The sequence below is a fragment of the Bacillus sp. AFS037270 genome, assembly GCF_002585305.1.
On sequence record NZ_NUNF01000116.1, the window covers coordinates 12753 to 30586 of the forward strand.

At 34.2% G+C, this 17834-nt stretch carries 24 protein-coding genes, 2 pseudogenes and 1 other annotated feature; of the genes and pseudogenes, 18 read left to right on the forward strand and 8 right to left on the reverse strand.

Annotated features, from left to right (window positions below):
• Window positions 1–53 precede the first annotated feature (53 nt).
• Complete coding sequence (locus COD92_RS30825; protein ID WP_098533319.1) at window positions 54–569, reverse strand: gamma carbonic anhydrase family protein; 516 nt, start codon at window positions 567–569, stop codon at window positions 54–56.
• A 265-nt stretch (window positions 570–834) separates the two neighbouring features.
• Window positions 835–1080 (forward strand) — a binding site (T-box leader).
• Between the two features lie 63 nt (window positions 1081–1143).
• Here COD92_RS30825 and ilvA point away from each other — a divergent pair.
• From ilvA to COD92_RS30840, 4 genes are all read left to right on the forward strand, one after another.
• Window positions 1144–2409 carry a threonine ammonia-lyase IlvA gene (gene ilvA, locus COD92_RS30830; RefSeq protein ID WP_098533317.1) on the forward strand — a complete coding sequence of 422 codons (1266 nt, stop codon included), beginning with the start codon at window positions 1144–1146 and terminating at the stop codon, window positions 2407–2409.
• Between the two features lie 359 nt (window positions 2410–2768).
• Window positions 2769–3488, forward strand: a complete 720-nt coding sequence (locus COD92_RS30835; protein WP_098533315.1) for a YebC/PmpR family DNA-binding transcriptional regulator — start codon at window positions 2769–2771, stop codon at window positions 3486–3488.
• Between the two features lie 157 nt (window positions 3489–3645).
• A complete protein-coding gene (locus tag COD92_RS32570; RefSeq protein ID WP_218011399.1) occupies window positions 3646–3825 on the forward strand; it encodes a phage integrase N-terminal SAM-like domain-containing protein in 180 nt (59 codons plus the stop codon).
• Between the two features lie 131 nt (window positions 3826–3956).
• A complete protein-coding gene (locus tag COD92_RS30840; protein WP_218014497.1) occupies window positions 3957–4556 on the forward strand; it encodes a tyrosine-type recombinase/integrase in 600 nt (199 codons plus the stop codon).
• Between the two features lie 100 nt (window positions 4557–4656).
• On the opposite strand, the gene COD92_RS30845 is transcribed toward COD92_RS30840, so the two are convergent.
• Window positions 4657–5133: a DUF3574 domain-containing protein gene (locus COD92_RS30845; RefSeq protein WP_098533313.1), complete on the reverse strand. Its 477-nt coding sequence runs from the start codon at window positions 5131–5133 to the stop codon at window positions 4657–4659.
• 771 nt (window positions 5134–5904) lie between these two features.
• Here COD92_RS30845 and COD92_RS30850 point away from each other — a divergent pair.
• The 10 genes and pseudogenes from COD92_RS30850 to COD92_RS33685 form a co-directional block, all read left to right on the forward strand.
• A complete protein-coding gene (locus COD92_RS30850; RefSeq protein WP_098533311.1) occupies window positions 5905–6840 on the forward strand; it encodes a hypothetical protein in 936 nt (311 codons plus the stop codon).
• 23 nt (window positions 6841–6863) lie between these two features.
• Entirely contained in the window at window positions 6864–7706 is an 843-nt protein-coding gene (locus tag COD92_RS30855; protein ID WP_098533309.1) for a hypothetical protein, read from the forward strand.
• A complete protein-coding gene (locus COD92_RS30860; RefSeq protein ID WP_098533307.1) occupies window positions 7706–8380 on the forward strand; it encodes a hypothetical protein in 675 nt (224 codons plus the stop codon). The genes COD92_RS30855 and COD92_RS30860 overlap by 1 nt, the downstream gene beginning before the upstream one ends.
• Before the next feature lie 111 nt (window positions 8381–8491).
• Complete coding sequence (locus tag COD92_RS30865; protein ID WP_098533305.1) at window positions 8492–9007, forward strand: hypothetical protein; 516 nt, start codon at window positions 8492–8494, stop codon at window positions 9005–9007.
• Window positions 9008–9092: 85 nt separating this feature from the next.
• Window positions 9093–9461: a hypothetical protein gene (locus tag COD92_RS30870; protein WP_098533304.1), complete on the forward strand. Its 369-nt coding sequence runs from the start codon at window positions 9093–9095 to the stop codon at window positions 9459–9461.
• 74 nt (window positions 9462–9535) lie between these two features.
• On the forward strand, window positions 9536–11137 hold the full coding sequence (locus COD92_RS30875) for a phage tail protein (RefSeq protein WP_176550504.1): 1602 nt from the start codon (window positions 9536–9538) through the stop codon (window positions 11135–11137).
• Window position 11138: 1 nt separating this feature from the next.
• Window positions 11139–11321, forward strand: a complete 183-nt coding sequence (locus COD92_RS30880; RefSeq protein WP_098533298.1) for a hypothetical protein — start codon at window positions 11139–11141, stop codon at window positions 11319–11321.
• Between the two features lie 33 nt (window positions 11322–11354).
• On the forward strand, window positions 11355–11717 hold the full coding sequence (locus COD92_RS30885; protein ID WP_098533296.1) for a phage holin family protein: 363 nt from the start codon (window positions 11355–11357) through the stop codon (window positions 11715–11717).
• 3 nt (window positions 11718–11720) lie between these two features.
• Window positions 11721–12123: pseudogene (locus COD92_RS33680) on the forward strand (M15 family metallopeptidase); the annotation flags it as partial.
• Between the two features lie 101 nt (window positions 12124–12224).
• Window positions 12225–12398, forward strand: a pseudogene (locus tag COD92_RS33685) (peptidoglycan-binding domain-containing protein); the annotation flags it as partial.
• A gap of 106 nt (window positions 12399–12504) precedes the next feature.
• Here COD92_RS33685 and COD92_RS30895 read toward each other — a convergent pair.
• The 6 genes from COD92_RS30895 to COD92_RS30915 form a co-directional block, all read right to left on the reverse strand.
• Window positions 12505–12858, reverse strand: coding sequence for a YjgN family protein (locus COD92_RS30895; protein WP_098533294.1), 354 nt, complete (start codon window positions 12856–12858; stop codon window positions 12505–12507).
• Between the two features lie 118 nt (window positions 12859–12976).
• Window positions 12977–13540, reverse strand: coding sequence for a DUF3862 domain-containing protein (locus tag COD92_RS30900; protein WP_098533293.1), 564 nt, complete (start codon window positions 13538–13540; stop codon window positions 12977–12979).
• A 405-nt stretch (window positions 13541–13945) separates the two neighbouring features.
• The gene (locus tag COD92_RS30905; protein WP_141561168.1) at window positions 13946–14092 is read right to left on the reverse strand and encodes an aspartyl-phosphate phosphatase Spo0E family protein; all 147 of its coding nucleotides are present in this window, start codon (window positions 14090–14092) and stop codon (window positions 13946–13948) included.
• A 265-nt stretch (window positions 14093–14357) separates the two neighbouring features.
• The gene (locus tag COD92_RS30910; RefSeq protein ID WP_098533289.1) at window positions 14358–14606 is read right to left on the reverse strand and encodes a hypothetical protein; all 249 of its coding nucleotides are present in this window, start codon (window positions 14604–14606) and stop codon (window positions 14358–14360) included.
• A complete protein-coding gene (locus tag COD92_RS32440) occupies window positions 14590–14748 on the reverse strand; it encodes a hypothetical protein (RefSeq protein WP_176541447.1) in 159 nt (52 codons plus the stop codon). Before COD92_RS32440 ends, COD92_RS30910 begins: the two co-directional genes overlap by 17 nt.
• A complete protein-coding gene (locus COD92_RS30915) occupies window positions 14720–14941 on the reverse strand; it encodes a helix-turn-helix transcriptional regulator (RefSeq protein WP_098533344.1) in 222 nt (73 codons plus the stop codon). Before COD92_RS30915 ends, COD92_RS32440 begins: the two co-directional genes overlap by 29 nt.
• Before the next feature lie 273 nt (window positions 14942–15214).
• On the opposite strand from COD92_RS30915, the gene COD92_RS30920 reads away from it, so the two are divergent.
• The 4 genes from COD92_RS30920 to COD92_RS30935 form a co-directional block, all read left to right on the forward strand.
• Window positions 15215–16555 carry an FtsK/SpoIIIE domain-containing protein gene (locus tag COD92_RS30920; protein WP_098533287.1) on the forward strand — a complete coding sequence of 447 codons (1341 nt, stop codon included), beginning with the start codon at window positions 15215–15217 and terminating at the stop codon, window positions 16553–16555.
• A complete protein-coding gene (locus tag COD92_RS30925) occupies window positions 16527–17087 on the forward strand; it encodes a replication-relaxation family protein (protein ID WP_255286845.1) in 561 nt (186 codons plus the stop codon). Before COD92_RS30920 ends, COD92_RS30925 begins: the two co-directional genes overlap by 29 nt.
• A 13-nt stretch (window positions 17088–17100) precedes the next feature.
• Window positions 17101–17586, forward strand: coding sequence for a hypothetical protein (locus COD92_RS30930; protein WP_098533283.1), 486 nt, complete (start codon window positions 17101–17103; stop codon window positions 17584–17586).
• The coding region (locus tag COD92_RS30935; protein WP_141561169.1) for a hypothetical protein at window positions 17583–17834 on the forward strand (252 nt) is incomplete at its 3' end. The genes COD92_RS30930 and COD92_RS30935, both read left to right, overlap by 4 nt.

Sequence of the window (17834 nt, forward strand, 5' to 3'; positions counted from 1 at the left end):
TTACTGTAAAAATCCGGTCACAATACGTATGTGACCGGATTTTATTATATACTCTAACTTTTAAGTATCTCCCTAAACTCTTTTCCTTTTTGAACATAATGCTCGCTCGACATTTGCAGCATCTGTAAATCTTTATCTGTTAGCTCACGGACGACCTTCCCAGGTGAACCTAATACAAGGGAGCGGGGCGGGATTTTGATTCCACCAGCTAAAAGAGTATTTGCACCAATAATACATTCCTCGCCGACCTCCACATTGTCTAAAAGAGTTGAACCCATCCCCACTATAGAGCGCTTACCGACTTTACATCCATGCAAAATAACATTATGTCCTATTGTTACATCATCTTCAATTACGACTGGAAAACCTTCGTATAAATGGATTGTGGAATTATCCTGAATACTGCACCGCTCACCAATGATAATAGGACCATCATCCGCACGGATAACCGCATTAAACCACACCGTGGAATCCTTGCCAATCTGAACATCACCAATTAAATATGCCCCAGGCGCCACAAACACAGACTCATGAATAAGAGGGGACTTACTGTTATAAGGAATTTTCAAGACAAAACCTCCTCAATCTTTGTCAGAATTTTATAACCACTAAAATAATTATACCATTACCAAACAAAATAGGATAAAAATGGTGACAGGCACCATTCTTTATTCTCAAACGATGTAAACGGTGCCTGTCACCATTTCTAATACTGGGATAATGGTAAACTCGACCTACTATTAATGTAAGCGCTTTAAAATAAACAAAATAGTTAAAATAGTCAAAAAACATTGACAGACTTTTTTTTCGGTGGTACCCTTATCTAAAATTACATATGAATTGATGACGAGAAGAGTAGGGTAGGTTCAACTGTTCCTAGAGAGTCGACGGTTGGTGAGAGTCGATAACAGGACTATCTGAAAATCATCTCTGAGATGTATGGCTGAACTAGTAGTAAGCTATACCGGAATGTCCACCGTTAACTTGGAACACGTACAACCAAATGTACGTTGATCGAGAGCCGCTAACCTAAATGGTCAGCGGAAGTAGGGTGGTATCGCGAGTTCACTCGTCCCTATAACCAGGGGGCGAGTTTTTTGTTGTCTATAAACAAATGATCACTAATATAGGAGGAAGATTATTATGAGTCAACAAGTAGATAAAAAAGCGTTTAATGTGGAGGACATCATCATTGCTAGTCATACGATTAAAGACGTCATTTCACCAACTCCATTACAATATAATCACTTATTATCAGAACGATATGGCTGTCATATCTACTTGAAACGTGAGGATATGCAAAGTGTCCGTTCATTTAAAATTCGCGGTGCCTATAACCGGATTAAAAAGTTAAATGAAGATGAGCTGGAGAACGGAATTATCTGTGCTAGTGCCGGAAATCATGCGCAGGGTGTAGCCTATTCTTGTCACCTGCTGAATATTAACGGAAAAATCTTCATGCCAAGTACAACACCGAAACAAAAGGTAAATCAAGTAAAGTTTTGGGGCAAAGACAGTGTTGAAATTGTCCTAGTCGGAGATACGTTTGATGATGCCTACGAAAAAGCACGGGAATGCTCTGTAGCAGAAAACCGTACGTTTATCCATCCTTTTGATGATTTCGAGGTCATCGCCGGCCAAGGGACGGTGGCTGTTGAATTGCTTAACGACTGCCCGGAAAAAATTGATTACTTATTTGCGGCTATTGGTGGCGGGGGTCTTGTTGCCGGGTGCGGTACTTATTTAAAACATTTTTCACCACACACGAAACTAATCGGGGTAGAGCCTCAAGGTGCACCTGGGATGAAGGAATCAATTTTAAAAGGTGAAGTGACTTCCCTGCAGCAGATTGATCCATTTGTCGATGGTGCCGCAGTTAAAACAGTTGGTACTAAAACTTTCGAAATCTGCAAAGAAATTGTCGATGATATTGTGGTTGTTCCGGAAGGAAAGGTCTGTACGACGCTTTTATCCCTTTATAACGAAAATGCGATTGTTGTTGAACCTACAGGAGCCCTTTCAGTTGCAGCATTAGATTCTTATGCTGAACAAATCAAAGGAAAAACCGTTGTTTGTGTCGTCAGCGGCGGTAACAATGATATTGGCCGGATGCAAGAAATTAAAGAGAGATCCAAACTATATGAAGGTCTTCAGCATTATTTCATTGTTCAGTTTCCACAGCGTCCCGGAGCATTGCGTGAATTTTTATTTGACGTATTAGGGCCAAATGATGATATCAGTCATTTTGAATATACGAAAAAGAATAATCGTGAAACCGGACCCGCCTTAGTGGGAATTGAATTGAAGGATAAAGAAGATTACTATCCATTAATGGAACGGATTAAGGCAAAAGGATTCTTCCACCGAGAAGTGAATAAAGACAGCACACTATTTCAAATGCTAGTTTAAAGAACAAAAGCGGAAGCGCCTTGACCAGGGGTGACAGGCATAAGCCGAGCCGGCGAGAAGGATGTTCTTTAACCTTCTTGACGATTGGCTTATGACCCCGAGCCCCTAGGCGCTTGAGCTGGACGTATCAAAAGACCATTCACTCGTTGGAATGGTCTTTTTTAGCTTTTTACATAGCAGGATACTTAACAAATGAAACATTTAATGTATAATATTATTTGTGCATGAATACAGTCATAAAATTTATGCTGTATTCTAGTCAGAATAAATCGTATGAACTTCAAAATTGTTATATTGAAAAAAAGCAATTTTCATTATAAGCATTTTGGCAGATTCAATTTGGAAAGAGAGTGTTCAGAATGGGACGTAAATGGAACAATATTAAAGAAAAGAAAGCTTCAAAAGATGCCAATACGAGCCGTATTTACGCAAAATTTGGTGTTGAAATTTATGTAGCAGCACGTAGTGGTGAACCAAATCCTGAGTCCAACCAAGCGTTGAAATTTGTTCTAGAGCGTGCTAAAACTTACAATGTGCCAAGACATATTATTGACCGTGCCATTGAAAAAGCCAAGGGTGGTTCAGAAGAAAGCTATACAGAACTTCGTTATGAGGGCTTTGGTCCAAACGGGTCAATGGTTATTGTAGATGCCCTAACCAATAACGTAAACCGTACAGCTGCAGATGTCCGCGCTGCTTTTGGAAAAAACGGCGGAAACATGGGAGTCAGCGGTTCAGTTTCCTATATGTTTGATGCAACAGCTGTCATTGGTGTAGAAGGAAAATCATCAGATGATGTTCTTGAACTATTAATGGAAGCAGATGTGGATGTTCGTGACATATTAGAAGAAGATGAGCAAGTAATTGTCTATGCAGAGCCTGATCAATTCCATGCCGTCCAAGAAGCTTTTAAGCAAGCGGGTATTACTGATTTTACTGTAGCGGAATTAACGATGCTTCCACAAAACGAAGTAACACTTGAAGGTGAAGCATTAGCGAAATTCGAAAAAATGATCGATGTATTAGAAGATTTAGAAGATGTGCAGCGCGTATATCATAACGTTGATCTTGGTGAATAATGAATGAAAGCAGGCAAAACTAAGCCTTTTTGAAATTTGTTAGTAGGCTTAAATTTTGTGAACTGTGACATACGTACACAAAACCACTGTAAATTACAGTGACAAACGTTTAACTCACTTTTGAATGAGAAATTCAAACAAAGGTGGGTTTTTTTGTATGAAATTAGAAGACATTTACAAAGAATTTTTGTACGAATTAGAAATAAAAAATTATAGTCCCCGTACCATCAAAGGTTATAAAAATAACAACAAAGCATTTTTAACTTTTTTGAAAAATGAATTCGATGTGGAAGAAATTGAAGAAATCTCAACAAAGCAAATAAAGCATACCTCTTGAATCTAAAAAACAAAGGATTAAAAGAATTGTACATTAATAACATTCAAAAGTGTATGCGATCGTTTTTTAGGTTTATGGTGGACGAGGGTTATATTGCTGAAAAGAGGAATCCAATACTTTCAGTTAAGTTTATGCGTGAACCAAAAGTAATTATAAAGACGTTTAACGATGAAGAAATAAAACGAATGGTAAATGTCTTTAACAGTAATAGTTACTTGGAGATAAGAAATAAGCTCATCATTATGTCTTTTGTGGATTTGGGAATAAGAAACCTTGAATTATGTTCGCTTACTCATTTAGATGTCATGGATAATGTGATAAAAATTCATGGAAAAGGAAATAAGGAGAGACACTTATATATTAGTCCTTTATTGAAGAAATTCATAATTAAATACGAACGAATTAAGCATAATTATTTTAAGGACAAGCTTATGATTGATAATAACTATTTTCTATCAAGAAATGGAAAGGCTCTAACTGTTGGAGCTGTAGAAATCATTGTGAAGAATGCTGGGATGAAAGCAAAAGTGAGAGCATCTATTCGTTGTTCACCTCATACGATTAGGCACTACTACGCTCAAAAACAATTGAGATTAGGTTTAGGTGTATACAGTTTAAGTAGATTATTAGGACATGAAAGTACTACTATTACTACCCGATACTTACAATCACTAAATGATGAGAAGATTGTAGAATTAGCAAAATCCACAAGTCCGCTTTCAAACTTATAATATTAAAAAATAAAGAGCCTCTAATTATTTAGTGGCTCTTTTTGTTATTCATCCATAACATGAACAATGCCAGGGAAAGTTACTTTATGATTATTTTACTTTATTCTACGAAATACATTTTACCATTGACTTCAACTGAAACCGAGGATTGATGTAAAGTTTCTTTTACTTCTTTGGCATATTGGACTACTTGATCGATACTGGAATTATTTAATTTTTGTGCAAAACTGTATACGATGGTAACATCTTCTTTTATAAGATTGTCATTATCGTCTACCCATGCTCCTTTTCCATCAACAGCAGTCGCACCACCAAACATCTTTGAGAACTTAGTCATAGATTTATCTACCCATGCATCATGTTCCTCTTTTGTAATATGTTCATTTCCATTTGTTGATGGTATGTAAATCTTCACCACATTATCTAGATGAAATTCACCTTCTAAAGCGTTTGAGGGTGTTTGTGCTTCAATTACTTTCGGTTTTGGAACTAATGGATTACCAATAGGAGAAATGTAGACAAAAGCAACAACTAATACAAAAGCAAATAAAGATAAGATTTTCTTGTTTTTAACCATCCAAATACCCACCCCTTTTACATAATCTATTAAATTATAACGGACTATCATCTGTGGTAAAACGGGGTATTTTTGTATATATTTGTCAATTTAAATAAAATACTTTTTATCAGGGCTTTTATAAATAAAAAAAAGACCCCTTAATGGAGTCCATAAATAAGTATATAAAAGGGGGTTATTACATTTTATTATATTAATCCTTTAAATTTCCAAAAAGAGGAATTAGAACCATAGTTTGCTAGTCTGAATTATCTAAAAAAATATTTAAATACAATAAGCATATTTAGTTACAGATAAAAATAAATTGGTAAAATAAATATAGAAACACAAATAAGACGGAACCCAAATGGTTTTCGTCTGCTTTCTTAGATATTCATGTTATTTAAATAACTAGAAATCTTAAAACTTATAAGCAAATTATAATTGCAAATAGATAAAAAATCAACATATAAACATTCCAATTTTTCATTTTTTTAAAATTGGAATGTTTGATACTAAATTATCAGATGAAATAACAGTTTTATCTGCTCGAAAGGGGGTGAAAAGGATGGAAAAAAACTATATTGTCTTTTCAATGAGATTAGCAGGATATCTTATGTTAAAGGGTTGCAGATTGATTAAATTAAAATCTGATAAGAACAATCCTGATAAACATGTTTACTTTTCCCAAATAATGAGCAAGTGCTAAGCTACGTTAATGAATACATAGAATTTCGAGGTAACTAATCAAAATGAAAAAATAATCATAGAACACAATCGGAGGGAAAATAAATGGAATTAGAACAAATTAAAGAGCTGCTTCAATATGATGTAATGGAATCAAAGATATTTATCCCAAATGAGATTTTCGATGATTTAAAAGGGGCTAACATAAAGAACAATCCCCATCTTACTTTTTCATACTCCTATATTTACTTTGCAACATGGATTTATCGTTACGCTAAACATTTAAATTGTACAGAAGGATTTATTGATAATGAAAAGATGAAGGAAATATTAAGATACAATCCAACTAATAAGGATTTAGTTTATTTGATTAAGAAAAATGGGCTTCTAGAACAATTAGGTTATACAAAAACCGTCAAAGATTTTCCTACTTCATGGACATATGATGAAATTGAAGGGATAGAATTTGATATGTACTCGGAGCATAAGGAAGATTTAAGACATTTAAACTTATCTAGAAAATTCAGTGTTAAATTACCAGTTAAAGCATTCCATCGGTATGAACCTGATGAATTAGATGGGACATTTTATGAAGTAGCTAACACTCATTGTATTCCATTTGAAGTTTTCATGTACTGTATGGCTAAGAATGAAATTGGATCAACTGGATTTTATTTGTACTCATACATAAAAAGAATGAATGATATGTATCCAAAAGGATGGGATGTTGCTCTTCACAAAATGTCAAAAGAAACAGCTATTCCTGAGTCAACATTAGACGAATACATTGGTGTTTTAAGAAAATATAGGATGATAAATGTTCAACATAATCAGGAACTATTCTCTTTAGCAATGAGAATTGAGGATAGGAAGGCTAATACATATAAAGCTAATAAATTTGATCAGTTTTCAATAACACCACAGCCTTATGAGAAAATTAAAGTATTGAAAACTAGTGAATATAAAAAGGTAAAGGGAGAAGAAAATATTCAAATATGGGGAAAGAAAGCAGATATTACATTAGATGAATTACCATTTTAATAATTGTATTTCGAATAACCTATATGCCATTATCAGGAGGGACCATTCATGGGGACTTAATTTTCCCTAATAATGACATCAGTTTTCAAATGACGAAAAACAATGGAAAGCAAACGAAGTTCTTTGTGACAAATGAAGGCGCCCTTGCAAGTATGGATAATAAATTTGGAGGCTACACACCGGATTCCAAAAGTATGTGTTATCCGCAAAATAGACCATACAAACCGATCATGTTAGGGGCACAGGATGACATATTGCTATATGCTCACAAAAGAGGAGTTACAATTACCCAAACATCTAGTCATCCAAGAGACTATGGGGCAAACGAGGCTTTATTTACCTTTGATAGCGAAGACGCTATAAGATGGGATGCTACTAATGCAACGGAGGCAAACCCTATTACATTAGAAGTTGATTTAACAACTGATAGGGAAATTGTAGGCGGCTATCAATATTGTTTTTATTTTGGCATGAATAGTACTTGGACAAATTTTGCTAAAAACTTAATTATCGAAGTTTATGATGCAACACCTGCCCAATGGATTACGGTGCTTGATATAAGAGACAATACAACAGAAAACTTTGTTTGTTCTTCCTCATGGGACGGTATTGATAAGGCTCAAAAAATAAGAGTGAAGTTTTGGGGTGCCAATAATAATACAAATCGTATTGCATATACCCGTTTATTTGCACTAAGCACTAAAACACAAGGTCAAGCATGGTTCCCTAAAAGTGGGGGGATTGTGAATGGGGATGCTACTTTTGAAGGGAAAACCACAGCAAAAGGCGGTTTAGTGATTGAAACAAGAACCACTGACCCTTTTAGTCCGGAAATCGGTAGAATGTGGTTAAGGAGTGACTTATAATGGCTACTCCTATCGCACACCAAAAGGTAAAGACTTCTTCATCTATTATAAATATACCAATTTATTCAATTAATGATGTATCATATCCAGCTGCTAGAGTAAGTACACCTAATGGAATAGGGTACTATGACCTGGTTAATCCAACGAATGCAACACCTTTACGTATCCAAACAGCACAAGGGATTAAAGGTGTTAATCTTGGTGCAAGTAGAAACGCACTATTTTATTTTGCCAACCAAAGCGGAACGATTACGAACAGTACCAATACGGGGGTGCGTGGTGGCGGTGTAACGGTACAAAAAACAACGACCATTACAAAAGTAGGAGTAAAAGGTGGAGCAGGTGGTGCATGGTCGTTGTGGAAATTAGATAATACTACATTCAATATCACGGCTAAATTAGCAGAAGGTACAACACTTTCGTCTCCTGATGCAAGTGGTTTTAGGCTTTCTAGTGATATAAGTGTTCCGTTAAGTGTGGGGGATAACATTCTGCTTTGTTTCACATATGCTACAGGCATTGACGCAAGCGGGACATACCGTTATCAAACTGGAACAAGCGCCAACAGCGACGCTTATTTTATTGGTAATAATCGTATAATCAGTAGCACACCTACAACTGGAAGTACAACAGGCACGGGATTTACCTATGATATGATTTTGCACCACACTTAGTTCAAAGTCACACTTGGAGAAAAAGGTGACTCTCTTATGCCTGTACTTCATAATACCCATATAAGAGAATATATGGTAAAATTGGGTATTATGATATAGGTAGGTGCATAGATGATTTTATATCACGGTACGTCTAAAAGTAGAGGATTAAGTATATTAAAAGATAAGCAAATTAAAATAAATGTTGCTAGAGTGTATGGGGAAAATCATACGATTCTACCATCTAATCCAAATTTCGTTTATCTAACAAGACAACTTCATACAGCAGTATATTATGGGAAAAATGCAGTAGAACTTTATGAGGAAAACTCGGAAATATACATTTTTAAAATTGAAATTAATAATCCAAATGAATTACTAGCTGACCAAGATGAATTGGACAAAGAAAAATTCTGGGGTAATTATCAAGGAGATGTTGATGACTCTGATTATCAAGAATCTTTAAACAGATGTGGATGTGTTCGTATAGGAAGGGATCTAAACCTTGATGAAATTGAAGTGACACATTATTTATCCATTCCATATTCAAAAGCTTCCATATACAGTAGTATTATTTCGGATAAAATGAGCAATAGTCAAGTTGAAGAAGTATTTAAACAAAATAACCTTCAATGGGTGAAAATTTAATAATATTTAACGGTTAACACTACTTAAAGTTGTAGACTAGTAGTTTTGACATGGAATATAATACCTATTGAAAGGGTGGTATTCTATGGACGTTAAAGAAATTACAAAAGGTATGCATGTGTTATATCGTAATTTATGGGATAATATAGATTATCCTGCTGAAGTAACTAGGATAAATAGTTTTTTTATAGCTGGGAATACGTATACTAAAGTATCAATTAAGGTTCCTGAATTTGGAGACATAATTGAGGTAAATCCTAATACTTTAAAGCCCGATCCAGATAAAATTAATACTTTAAATCCGAAAAAAACAAGAAAGAAACCGAGAGAAGACCATTGTTTTGGCTGTAAAAAACCTCTTTCAGAGAATATAGATCGAATATGTTCGGTATGTGGATGGATGAAATGTAAATGCAGCGCTTGTGGATGTAATTACAAAGGCTATAGTTTTTAAAAATTTAACTTTAATTGAAGAAGAGCTTCCGGATCACTCTGAAGGCTCTTTTTTTTATGGAAAGGAGTGGTTTAGTGATTGTTACTAGTTTAGGTGGACAATCGGAATTCCTGACCGATTACCAAATTACAGAACGAAAAAGGGTAGTGAATGGAGAATATTCGCTGCCTTTTATTTTGTTCAAAACAACCCGAAATTCTCATTCCTTTGATTTAGTCCAAGAAGAATCCATTGTGGAATATGACGGGCAAAAGTATCGAATAAAGAAACTTAGAGAATATACAAAAGGAAAAACACCTGTAAAAGAAGCGACTACACAACATATAATTTTTGATATTATTGATGATTATCAGTATGACACTATTAGCGGAACTACAAATATAATGCAAGCTTTAAACCATGTTTTCGGGGTAACAGAATGGACTTGGATAAATCATGGTGCCTTTGCTCCAGTTGAGTTTGATAAATTCGGTGATGGTACAGCCTTAGAATTGTTTAAGACAATCTTAGAACGATTTGGTGCTGAATTTGAAATAACAGGAGAAAAAGAAATCACGTTAAAAAATCAAATTGGGACTACAAGGGATGCTCAATTTCGATACCGTCACAATATTAAAACACTCTATAAAAACATAGACAGTTCAAATGTATCAACATATATTAGAGGATTCGGCAAAGATGTAACGGCAGAATATACATCACCTAATGTTTCTGTATATGGTATCCGACACGCTCCACCTGTAAGGGATGAGAAGTTTACCACACAGGCTAGTTTGCTTGAACATCTGCAAAAAGTAATAGTCGATACACCTGATATTGTGATTGAAATAGAAATAGTGGAACTGAAAAAACAGGGTATACCCATTCATGAATATGATCTGGGAGATACTATTTACCTTATCCATGAAGATTTAGGTATTGATGCTACCGTTAGAATATTAGAATACACCGATTATCCTGAAAGTTTAAAATCACCTACCGTTGTCCTTGCTAATTTTAAAAAGAATATAACAAGTGCACTTGTTAACTTTCATCAAACAAGTAAAACAATTAAGCAATTGACGGATGCTGATGGTAATTTATCATTACAGTTAAAAAAACTTTATAGAAATAGTGATCATTACAGCGACAGCACTGGTGATTGGTTTATTGCTCCAGATGATGCTAATGCATATGTCCACATAGGGGCTGGTGGATTAGATGTACATAAAGGTTTAGTCAGAGTTGAAAGAGATGACGGTTACGCTGTTATTGTCGGAGGAAAAATTCAAAATGGATTCAATATACAGGGAGCATACCCACCGTTTAGGACTGCAGGCGTGGGTGAAAATGGTCCCTGGGTTTATGTAGCAACGACTAATAGGTATGAAAACATTCAATCATTTACGTTTAAACATGATAGCCGTTACTTAATAGCAAGAGTCGGAATGTATTCAGACAATCAAATAAACGGATTTATGTCGTTTGATCTCGATACGTCCGATGGAAACGGCACTTCAACTACAACCCTCGCCACTGTATCAAGAGCAAGTAATGATATCAACTGGACTACATACGTCACGATGGATTTAGGTGTGCCAACAGGCAACAGGAAAACACTGTACGTTCGTTTGTACGGAGCCAATGCGGATTGGAACGTTCACGGCAGAATTCTTTATATCAGTCAGGAGGGATAACATGTGTTTGTTATTTTGTGATGTTGATGAGAATGGAAAAATTACTGAAAGTATCTTAGGGGAAAGAGTCATTCCAATGAAACAATATCAGTATTTTTTCTTTTTGATGGAAGATGTAGAAACCATCAGTCAAAACATACCAAACTATAAAGTTATTGATGGTCAATTGAAATTTGAGGGCTGATTATCAGTCCTCTTTTATTTTGGGGGTGTGGAAATGAATCATTCAATTGGAAATTTTGATATTACTTTGGTTGTAGGAAATGTCTGGTATGTAGCATTAGGTTTTATTCTTTTTGATATTGTTACTGGATTGTTAGCTGCTGGTGCACAGAAAAAAATAAATAGTTCCATTAATTACATAGGTCTAATACGAAAAGTCGGGTTGTTTGTAGCCTTGGCTTTTCTTGTGTTTATTGATGCGTACCTAGATGCAAAAGGATACATTATTAAAATTGGTGTTGGCTCAATTGTTATTTATGAAGCAATGAGCATTATCGAAAATTTTAGTCGAATTGGGATTGACATTAAGTTTCTAACTAAATATTTCGATAAGAACAAGGTTAAAAAAAGGGGATGAATAATGATGTTAACATATCAAACTCGAAATTTGGATAATATCAATAAGTTAGCAAATCATGCAAAAATTGCAGCCTTTAAATGGCATGATTATTTAGTTGCAAACAACATTAATGTATTAATCTACGAAACAATCCGTACCATTGAGACTCAGCGAGCTAATGTAAAAAAGGGTGTTTCTCAAACAATGAAATCATACCACAGTGTAGGGCAAGCATTAGACTTTGTACCTGTAGATAAAAACGGTAAAGCATTATGGGATGGATATAGCCATCCTGAAATTAAAATGGCTATATCTGAAGCAAAAAGACTTGGTTTTGAATGGGGTGGAGACTGGAAAAGTTTTGTTGATAAACCTCATTTACAGTTTAACTTTAATGGGTATGGTACTGATACCTTTGGTCAATATAAACCAGTTGAAGAACCCAAAAAGGAAACTCCTAAACCAATTAGTAAGAAATTAACATACACAAGATTACTCAAGTTAGGATCAAAAGGTGAAGATGTAGGTGAATTACAGGAAGCATTGAATAAACTTTATTTTAAATGTGGAAAAATCGATAATGACTTTGGAATGAAAACAAAGGATGCTGTAACACGTTTTCAAAATGTTTATTTGCCTTTTGAAGTCGATGGTATTGCTGGTAAACACACTATCGATAAGATTAATTCTTTGTTGTGAATAATTTATATTTCTAAGGGAAAATTATTAACCCATGAAAGTTATACCAGTTTACGTCCACACAACAAAAGCCCTTCTCTTAATTGAGAGGGGCTTTATTCTTTATTTAATTAGCAAATACAGTATGTTTAGTTTTCCATTTCTCCATAGCGATAAATAACCAAAATCCATAAATTCCGAATGTAATTAAGGTTAGTAGCCACCATTTGATCCAGTTTCCAAACAATCCAACTGCAGATCCAGTGAATTGTAATCTTCGCCCATTAATTACAGTATGTCTTGTTTTCCATCCTAAGATCATTGTGATTGACCAGGGATAACAGATTCCAAAGGTACAAACAGTAACTAAAAAACCTAAAATTGACCAACCAATGTATTGTAATAACCCACCATCAAAATAAGACTTACTGTCTGTTTGTGCTATATAATTCTGATTAACATTTACTGTTATTTCACTCATATAAATTTCCCCCTTTGTATTTTTCTAGTCTAATAGATTTATATCACTAATACGTAAAAAATATGGTAAATTTTCAAAAAAAGTTCCTAAGAATTTAATCAAGAGGGGCTTTGTGCTATTAATATTCACTCATGTAAAAGCTTTTATACTCTAGTTTATTAGAATCAAAAGTCATATAGACATTCATATCAGAGGTATCAGTTTCTTTTGACCATGAATAATCTTTTACATCACTGTATTCATCACGATATGTAGAGTCTAGGTGCATGGTTTCACCAGTAATAGACACAACCTGATTATATGTCATTCCTTTTTTCACATTTGTATATTCATTGTAAGTAATTCCGTCTTTAATCGGTGTAAAGAAATATCCTGTGGCTGTTTTAGTATACTTGACCCACTTAGTATCAACCTTATCATAATCTACAAAAGAAACTGTTGCGTATGAAAAGTTATTATTACTTGTATAACTTTTTAATGTTACCGCTTGAGTAATAGTTGCCGTTACTGTTTTGCCTGTAGCATCTTGCACCTTATAAGTATCTCCATATAAAGCTGATTTTAAGAATGAAGAACCAACAGGCTTTGTTACTGTTGTTGCTGCTTCAGTTTTAGACCCAACTCCTATAAATATTCCTAGTCCGATTACACCTACAGCTAATAGCTTAGACAATTTTTTCAATTTCTTTTTCCCCCTATTTATCTATTGTTCTAGTTAATTGGTATTATAACACTATAGGAGAAAAGTATGGTAACGATTCAATAATTTATACAAAAAAATTTCATCAGTCAGACACAGACGATTGAAAACGATTACATTATAATATTACTAAAACGTTGGATGTGATTATAAATGACTAAGATTCCTGTTATTTATGAAGGTAAGGACTATGTTATGCTTCACCAATATTCATCTGGTTTTTGTGAAATAACTGAGGAGTGGGCACCCTACAGGAATATTAAACTTGTTCATTTTTCTGAATTGATTTTAAAAAATTGAATAATTTTTGATTTTTAGAAAAAGATAAATTTAAGCCATGTTATACGTTCACACAACAAAAGCCCTTCTCAGTCGAGAGGGGCTTTTTCACATACTCATTTTAATGTTTATTAATTTATCAAGTTTTTCACTAATTGTTATAGTTTCTGGCGAAGTAAATCCTTTTAACATTCCAACCTGTATCAATTTCTTTCTTACTGTTTCAATTCTCCTATGTAACTCCTCACTGTTCAATTTAAGTACCCCTTTTTCAACGATGGTACTATTTTATCAGTTTGAGACGAGTGTAATTGTGACAAATTAGTGAAATTTAATTCTAAAATAGGCAAGCTATCATTCAAAAGTTCGGAATCAAAAAAAATCCAGCAAATAGCTGGACGAATTAAGAGGTCTCTGTAACTCTTGGAAGTACCATATTTTTATTTTAAACAAGAAATATTTGCTGGGTATTAAGTAAACGTAAATATTAGGTAAACTTAATAGAAGAGTCTAATGGAGTTTAAAAAGGCAAATCATCATTAATTGTTTTATTCCGTTCTTGTTTCTCCAATTCAAGTACTAATTCTGTAATATCCTTATCTCCATTTACTATTACCTGTTCAAGTTTCGCACGGTATGACATTTCCCTTTGTATTTCCTTCCAAAATTGAAGTGCAACGTATTCAACCTTTTTGCCTCGTAATGGAAAAGAACCTCTCCTCATGGCTCTACTAGCGGCTAAATAATGTATTTCAATCGTTACGTTCATCATTAACTTCCTCATAGTACTTCTTCATAATCTTATGTTGTTCTTTCATCATATCGTAAAAATGGACAATCATTTGGATATCTCTGGGTGTATATCCATTCTCCTCGAAATTCTCAATTAGTTTCTTCCACTTTTCGTTCATAAAGATCATCTACCTTACAGTTTAATATTTCAGCAAGATCAAACATTTCTGGTGCAGAAGGATAACTTTTTCCCGTACACCAATTTGATATTGTATTGGCAGTTTTATTATATCTTTGTCTTAATTCTTCTCTTGTATATTCCGATTTGTCAATTAACCATCCAATGTTACTTTTTAGTTTCTTCAATGTCATCACCTATTAGTACATTTCCATACTACTTTATAAAATCCTTTCACAATTTAATTTGTAGTTATCAAAATTTATTTTGGATTAATAGTAATAACGGACAACCCAACTTTAATACCATTTACTATAGCCAATGGAATTACGAAGTTAGACATTGGGTTGGAAGTCATAAAGTCCTAGAGTATCAAGGCACAAATCACTTTTTTTAATTTCTATTTAGTTGGGATACTTACTATTGTAAGTCTAAAGAGGTGGCGTTAAATAAAGGAGGAAAATGAAATGATTTTTGAAGTTGTGACCACAACAATTTTTGGAGTAATTTCTTTGAAAGCTTATCGAGCGAAAAGTGGGGTGGGGAATGACTCGAAAAAAATAAACAAAATTTTTGCTCTCAGTGGTCTAAATGTTAAGGACGGCAATCAAACATTAACAGCCCAACAAATTAAAAAGAGAAATTATGATTGGGGTGTTGAGTATCGTTACCGTATACCTTTAGGTAGGAGTTTTGAAGATTACTTAGCAAAACAAAAAGTTATTGAATCAGGAATCAATACACGCTCAGTAAAGATTAAACTTAAAGACTTAAAAGAACTTAAACTTGATCGAAATATTTTTTCTAATATTAAAAGTCTATACACTAAAAAACTAACGGACAGAAAGGAAATAGAGTTATCTTACGATGGAATGTTAATCATTCGAGTATATAATGAGCCATTGCCTAAAATAGTTGGTTTTCAAGAAGGTAAAGGGTGGAAGGTTGTATTTGGTGCAACAAGGGATAGAAATAAACTTATTTTCCATGACTTTGAAAAAATCCCTCATTTGTGTCTTGGTGGTGCTACACGATACGGAAAATCTAATTTGATTAACTGTATTATTACCTCTTTAATTAAGCAGCAACCAGACAACGTTAAACTTCATTTGATTGATTTAAAGGGTGGGGTGGAACTATGTGACTATGAGAATATTAAACAAACTGTATCAATCGCATACGAACCAGAGGAAGCATTAAAAACTCTTGAAAATGCTTATAATCTTATGAAAAAGAAACAGGAAATACTTAAACAATCTGGAAAGAAAAAGGTTGAAGATGCTGAAATCACTGAACGTCATTTTGTGATTATTGATGAAGTCGGGGAATTAAATCCTGATGAAGCGGTAGATAAAAAGGATATATGGAAGGATGGCATTCTTATTTATAAAAGCGAGAAGACCATTAAAGCAGAATGTCAAAAGTACATGAGTCAAATTGCACGACTTGGAGCAGGATTAGGTTTTAGATTGATACTTGCAACCCAATATGGAACAGGGGATATAATCCCTCGTCAATGTAAGCAAAATAGTGATGCTAAACTTTGTTTTCGTGTTCAGTCTGGAACAGCTTCAAGGGTTGTTCTTGACACAGATGGTGCTGAAGCCTTACCAAAAATTAAAGGAAGGGCTATATATCAAATGGCAGATGAAGGTGTAATAGTTCAAACTCCACTTATTACACCTGAAGATATTGAAAAAACAATCACACCTTATATTGTTCAAAAGAGGGAGGTTGTAACAGTTGAAGCCCCTAAGCAAGAGACAGGAAGAAATTCTATTGTCATTACGAAAACTGGACTTTCTTAAACGTGATCAACTAACTAGGATTCATCGTTTAGGAAGCGTAAGAAATGCCAATCGTATCCTCAAAGAAATGTCCCCTTATTTAACTGGTTTCCGAGAAGAAGCTTATTCCACTATTTATTTCTTAAATAAAGAAGGCAGGGAGTATGTCAATACAGACAAAGTAAGAAGAAAGAATAAATTTGTTAATCACTACATTATGCGAAATGACTTCTACATCTATATGGGATGTTCTCATGATTGGGAAAATGAAATTAAGGTTTCTGATGGAACTTTTACTATTGTTGCAGACTCGTATTTTAAGAAGGATGGTAAGTATCAATTTCTTGAAGTTGATTCAACTCAAAAAATGAATGTTAACAAAAAGAAGATTGAACAATACAAGGGTTTAATGAGGAATGGTGAACTAGCTAAACATTTAGGGTATTTTCCTAAATTAATTTGGTTAACCACAACAGAACTAAGAAGGAAACAATTGACAGTATTATGTAAAGGTCTGCCTTATCGAGTTTACACCATGAATGACATTAAATAAGGGGATGATTATTTTGGCAAAGTCAACAAGAATCAATTTCAATGAATTTATGTCTGGTGAATTTAAAGTGAGAGAAAAACAAAGAAGGCAAAAGAGAGTAAGAAAAGTAATGCAATTAGCAGTTTCAGCAGCCCTTCCAATTGCAACTTGTGGAGCCATAGGAACACTTGGATTTGCTATGAAGGCTTTTGCCGCTACAACAGGAACAAATGCAGTCGTTGCAAGTGCACCAATAGCAGTTGAAGTTGGAGCCAAAGAATGGATGAGTCAACAGAGTCTAGATTTGTTAACACACGTACTTGATCCATTAGTCGATATCATGGTTGCCCTTGCATTTCCAATTGCATCTGTAATTATTGTTGGTTCGTGTTTTTTCTTCATGTTTGATAGGGCAGAAAAGGGCTTTGACACAATAATGAAAGCTGGATTAGGATACGTACTTATTCAGGTATCTCCTCTTATCTTAGACATTCTAAAACAGGTAGGGAATGCGGTATGATTAAACGCAAAGCCGATGTTCGAGAATTCCTCTATAGTTTTTGCTTACATGCCAAATGGGATGGTAATAAATTTTATTTAGTTATCAATCATCCTGCTATGACCATTACATTAATGCAATATCCACAAGGATATTTTACCATTCACAGAAAAAGTGAAGTATTTTGGGACATATTCGAATCCCCTATAGACGAAAATGAACTTGGTAATCTTATTTGGAAATATCGTATGTCAACAACGGTTTATTTT

Bases quoted from the DNA above. Each gene is read 5' to 3' on its own strand.
- ilvA (WP_098533317.1), top strand. From the start codon at position 1,144: ATGAGTCAACAAGTAGATAAAAAAGCGTTTAATGTGGAGGACATCATC.
- COD92_RS30835 (WP_098533315.1), top strand. From the start codon at position 2,769: ATGGGACGTAAATGGAACAATATTAAAGAAAAGAAAGCTTCAAAAGAT.
- COD92_RS32570 (WP_218011399.1), top strand. From the start codon at position 3,646: ATGAAATTAGAAGACATTTACAAAGAATTTTTGTACGAATTAGAAATA.
- COD92_RS30840 (WP_218014497.1), top strand. From the start codon at position 3,957: ATGCGTGAACCAAAAGTAATTATAAAGACGTTTAACGATGAAGAAATA.
- COD92_RS30845 (WP_098533313.1), bottom strand. From the start codon at position 5,133: ATGGTTAAAAACAAGAAAATCTTATCTTTATTTGCTTTTGTATTAGTT.
- COD92_RS30850 (WP_098533311.1), top strand. From the start codon at position 5,905: ATGGAATTAGAACAAATTAAAGAGCTGCTTCAATATGATGTAATGGAA.
- COD92_RS30855 (WP_098533309.1), top strand. From the start codon at position 6,864: ATGCCATTATCAGGAGGGACCATTCATGGGGACTTAATTTTCCCTAAT.
- COD92_RS30860 (WP_098533307.1), top strand. From the start codon at position 7,706: ATGGCTACTCCTATCGCACACCAAAAGGTAAAGACTTCTTCATCTATT.
- COD92_RS30865 (WP_098533305.1), top strand. From the start codon at position 8,492: ATGATTTTATATCACGGTACGTCTAAAAGTAGAGGATTAAGTATATTA.
- COD92_RS30870 (WP_098533304.1), top strand. From the start codon at position 9,093: ATGGACGTTAAAGAAATTACAAAAGGTATGCATGTGTTATATCGTAAT.
- COD92_RS30880 (WP_098533298.1), top strand. From the start codon at position 11,139: ATGTGTTTGTTATTTTGTGATGTTGATGAGAATGGAAAAATTACTGAA.
- COD92_RS30885 (WP_098533296.1), top strand. From the start codon at position 11,355: ATGAATCATTCAATTGGAAATTTTGATATTACTTTGGTTGTAGGAAAT.
- COD92_RS30895 (WP_098533294.1), bottom strand. From the start codon at position 12,858: ATGAGTGAAATAACAGTAAATGTTAATCAGAATTATATAGCACAAACA.
- COD92_RS30910 (WP_098533289.1), bottom strand. From the start codon at position 14,606: ATGAACGTAACGATTGAAATACATTATTTAGCCGCTAGTAGAGCCATG.
- COD92_RS32440 (WP_176541447.1), bottom strand. From the start codon at position 14,748: ATGAACGAAAAGTGGAAGAAACTAATTGAGAATTTCGAGGAGAATGGA.
- COD92_RS30915 (WP_098533344.1), bottom strand. From the start codon at position 14,941: ATGACATTGAAGAAACTAAAAAGTAACATTGGATGGTTAATTGACAAA.
- COD92_RS30920 (WP_098533287.1), top strand. From the start codon at position 15,215: ATGATTTTTGAAGTTGTGACCACAACAATTTTTGGAGTAATTTCTTTG.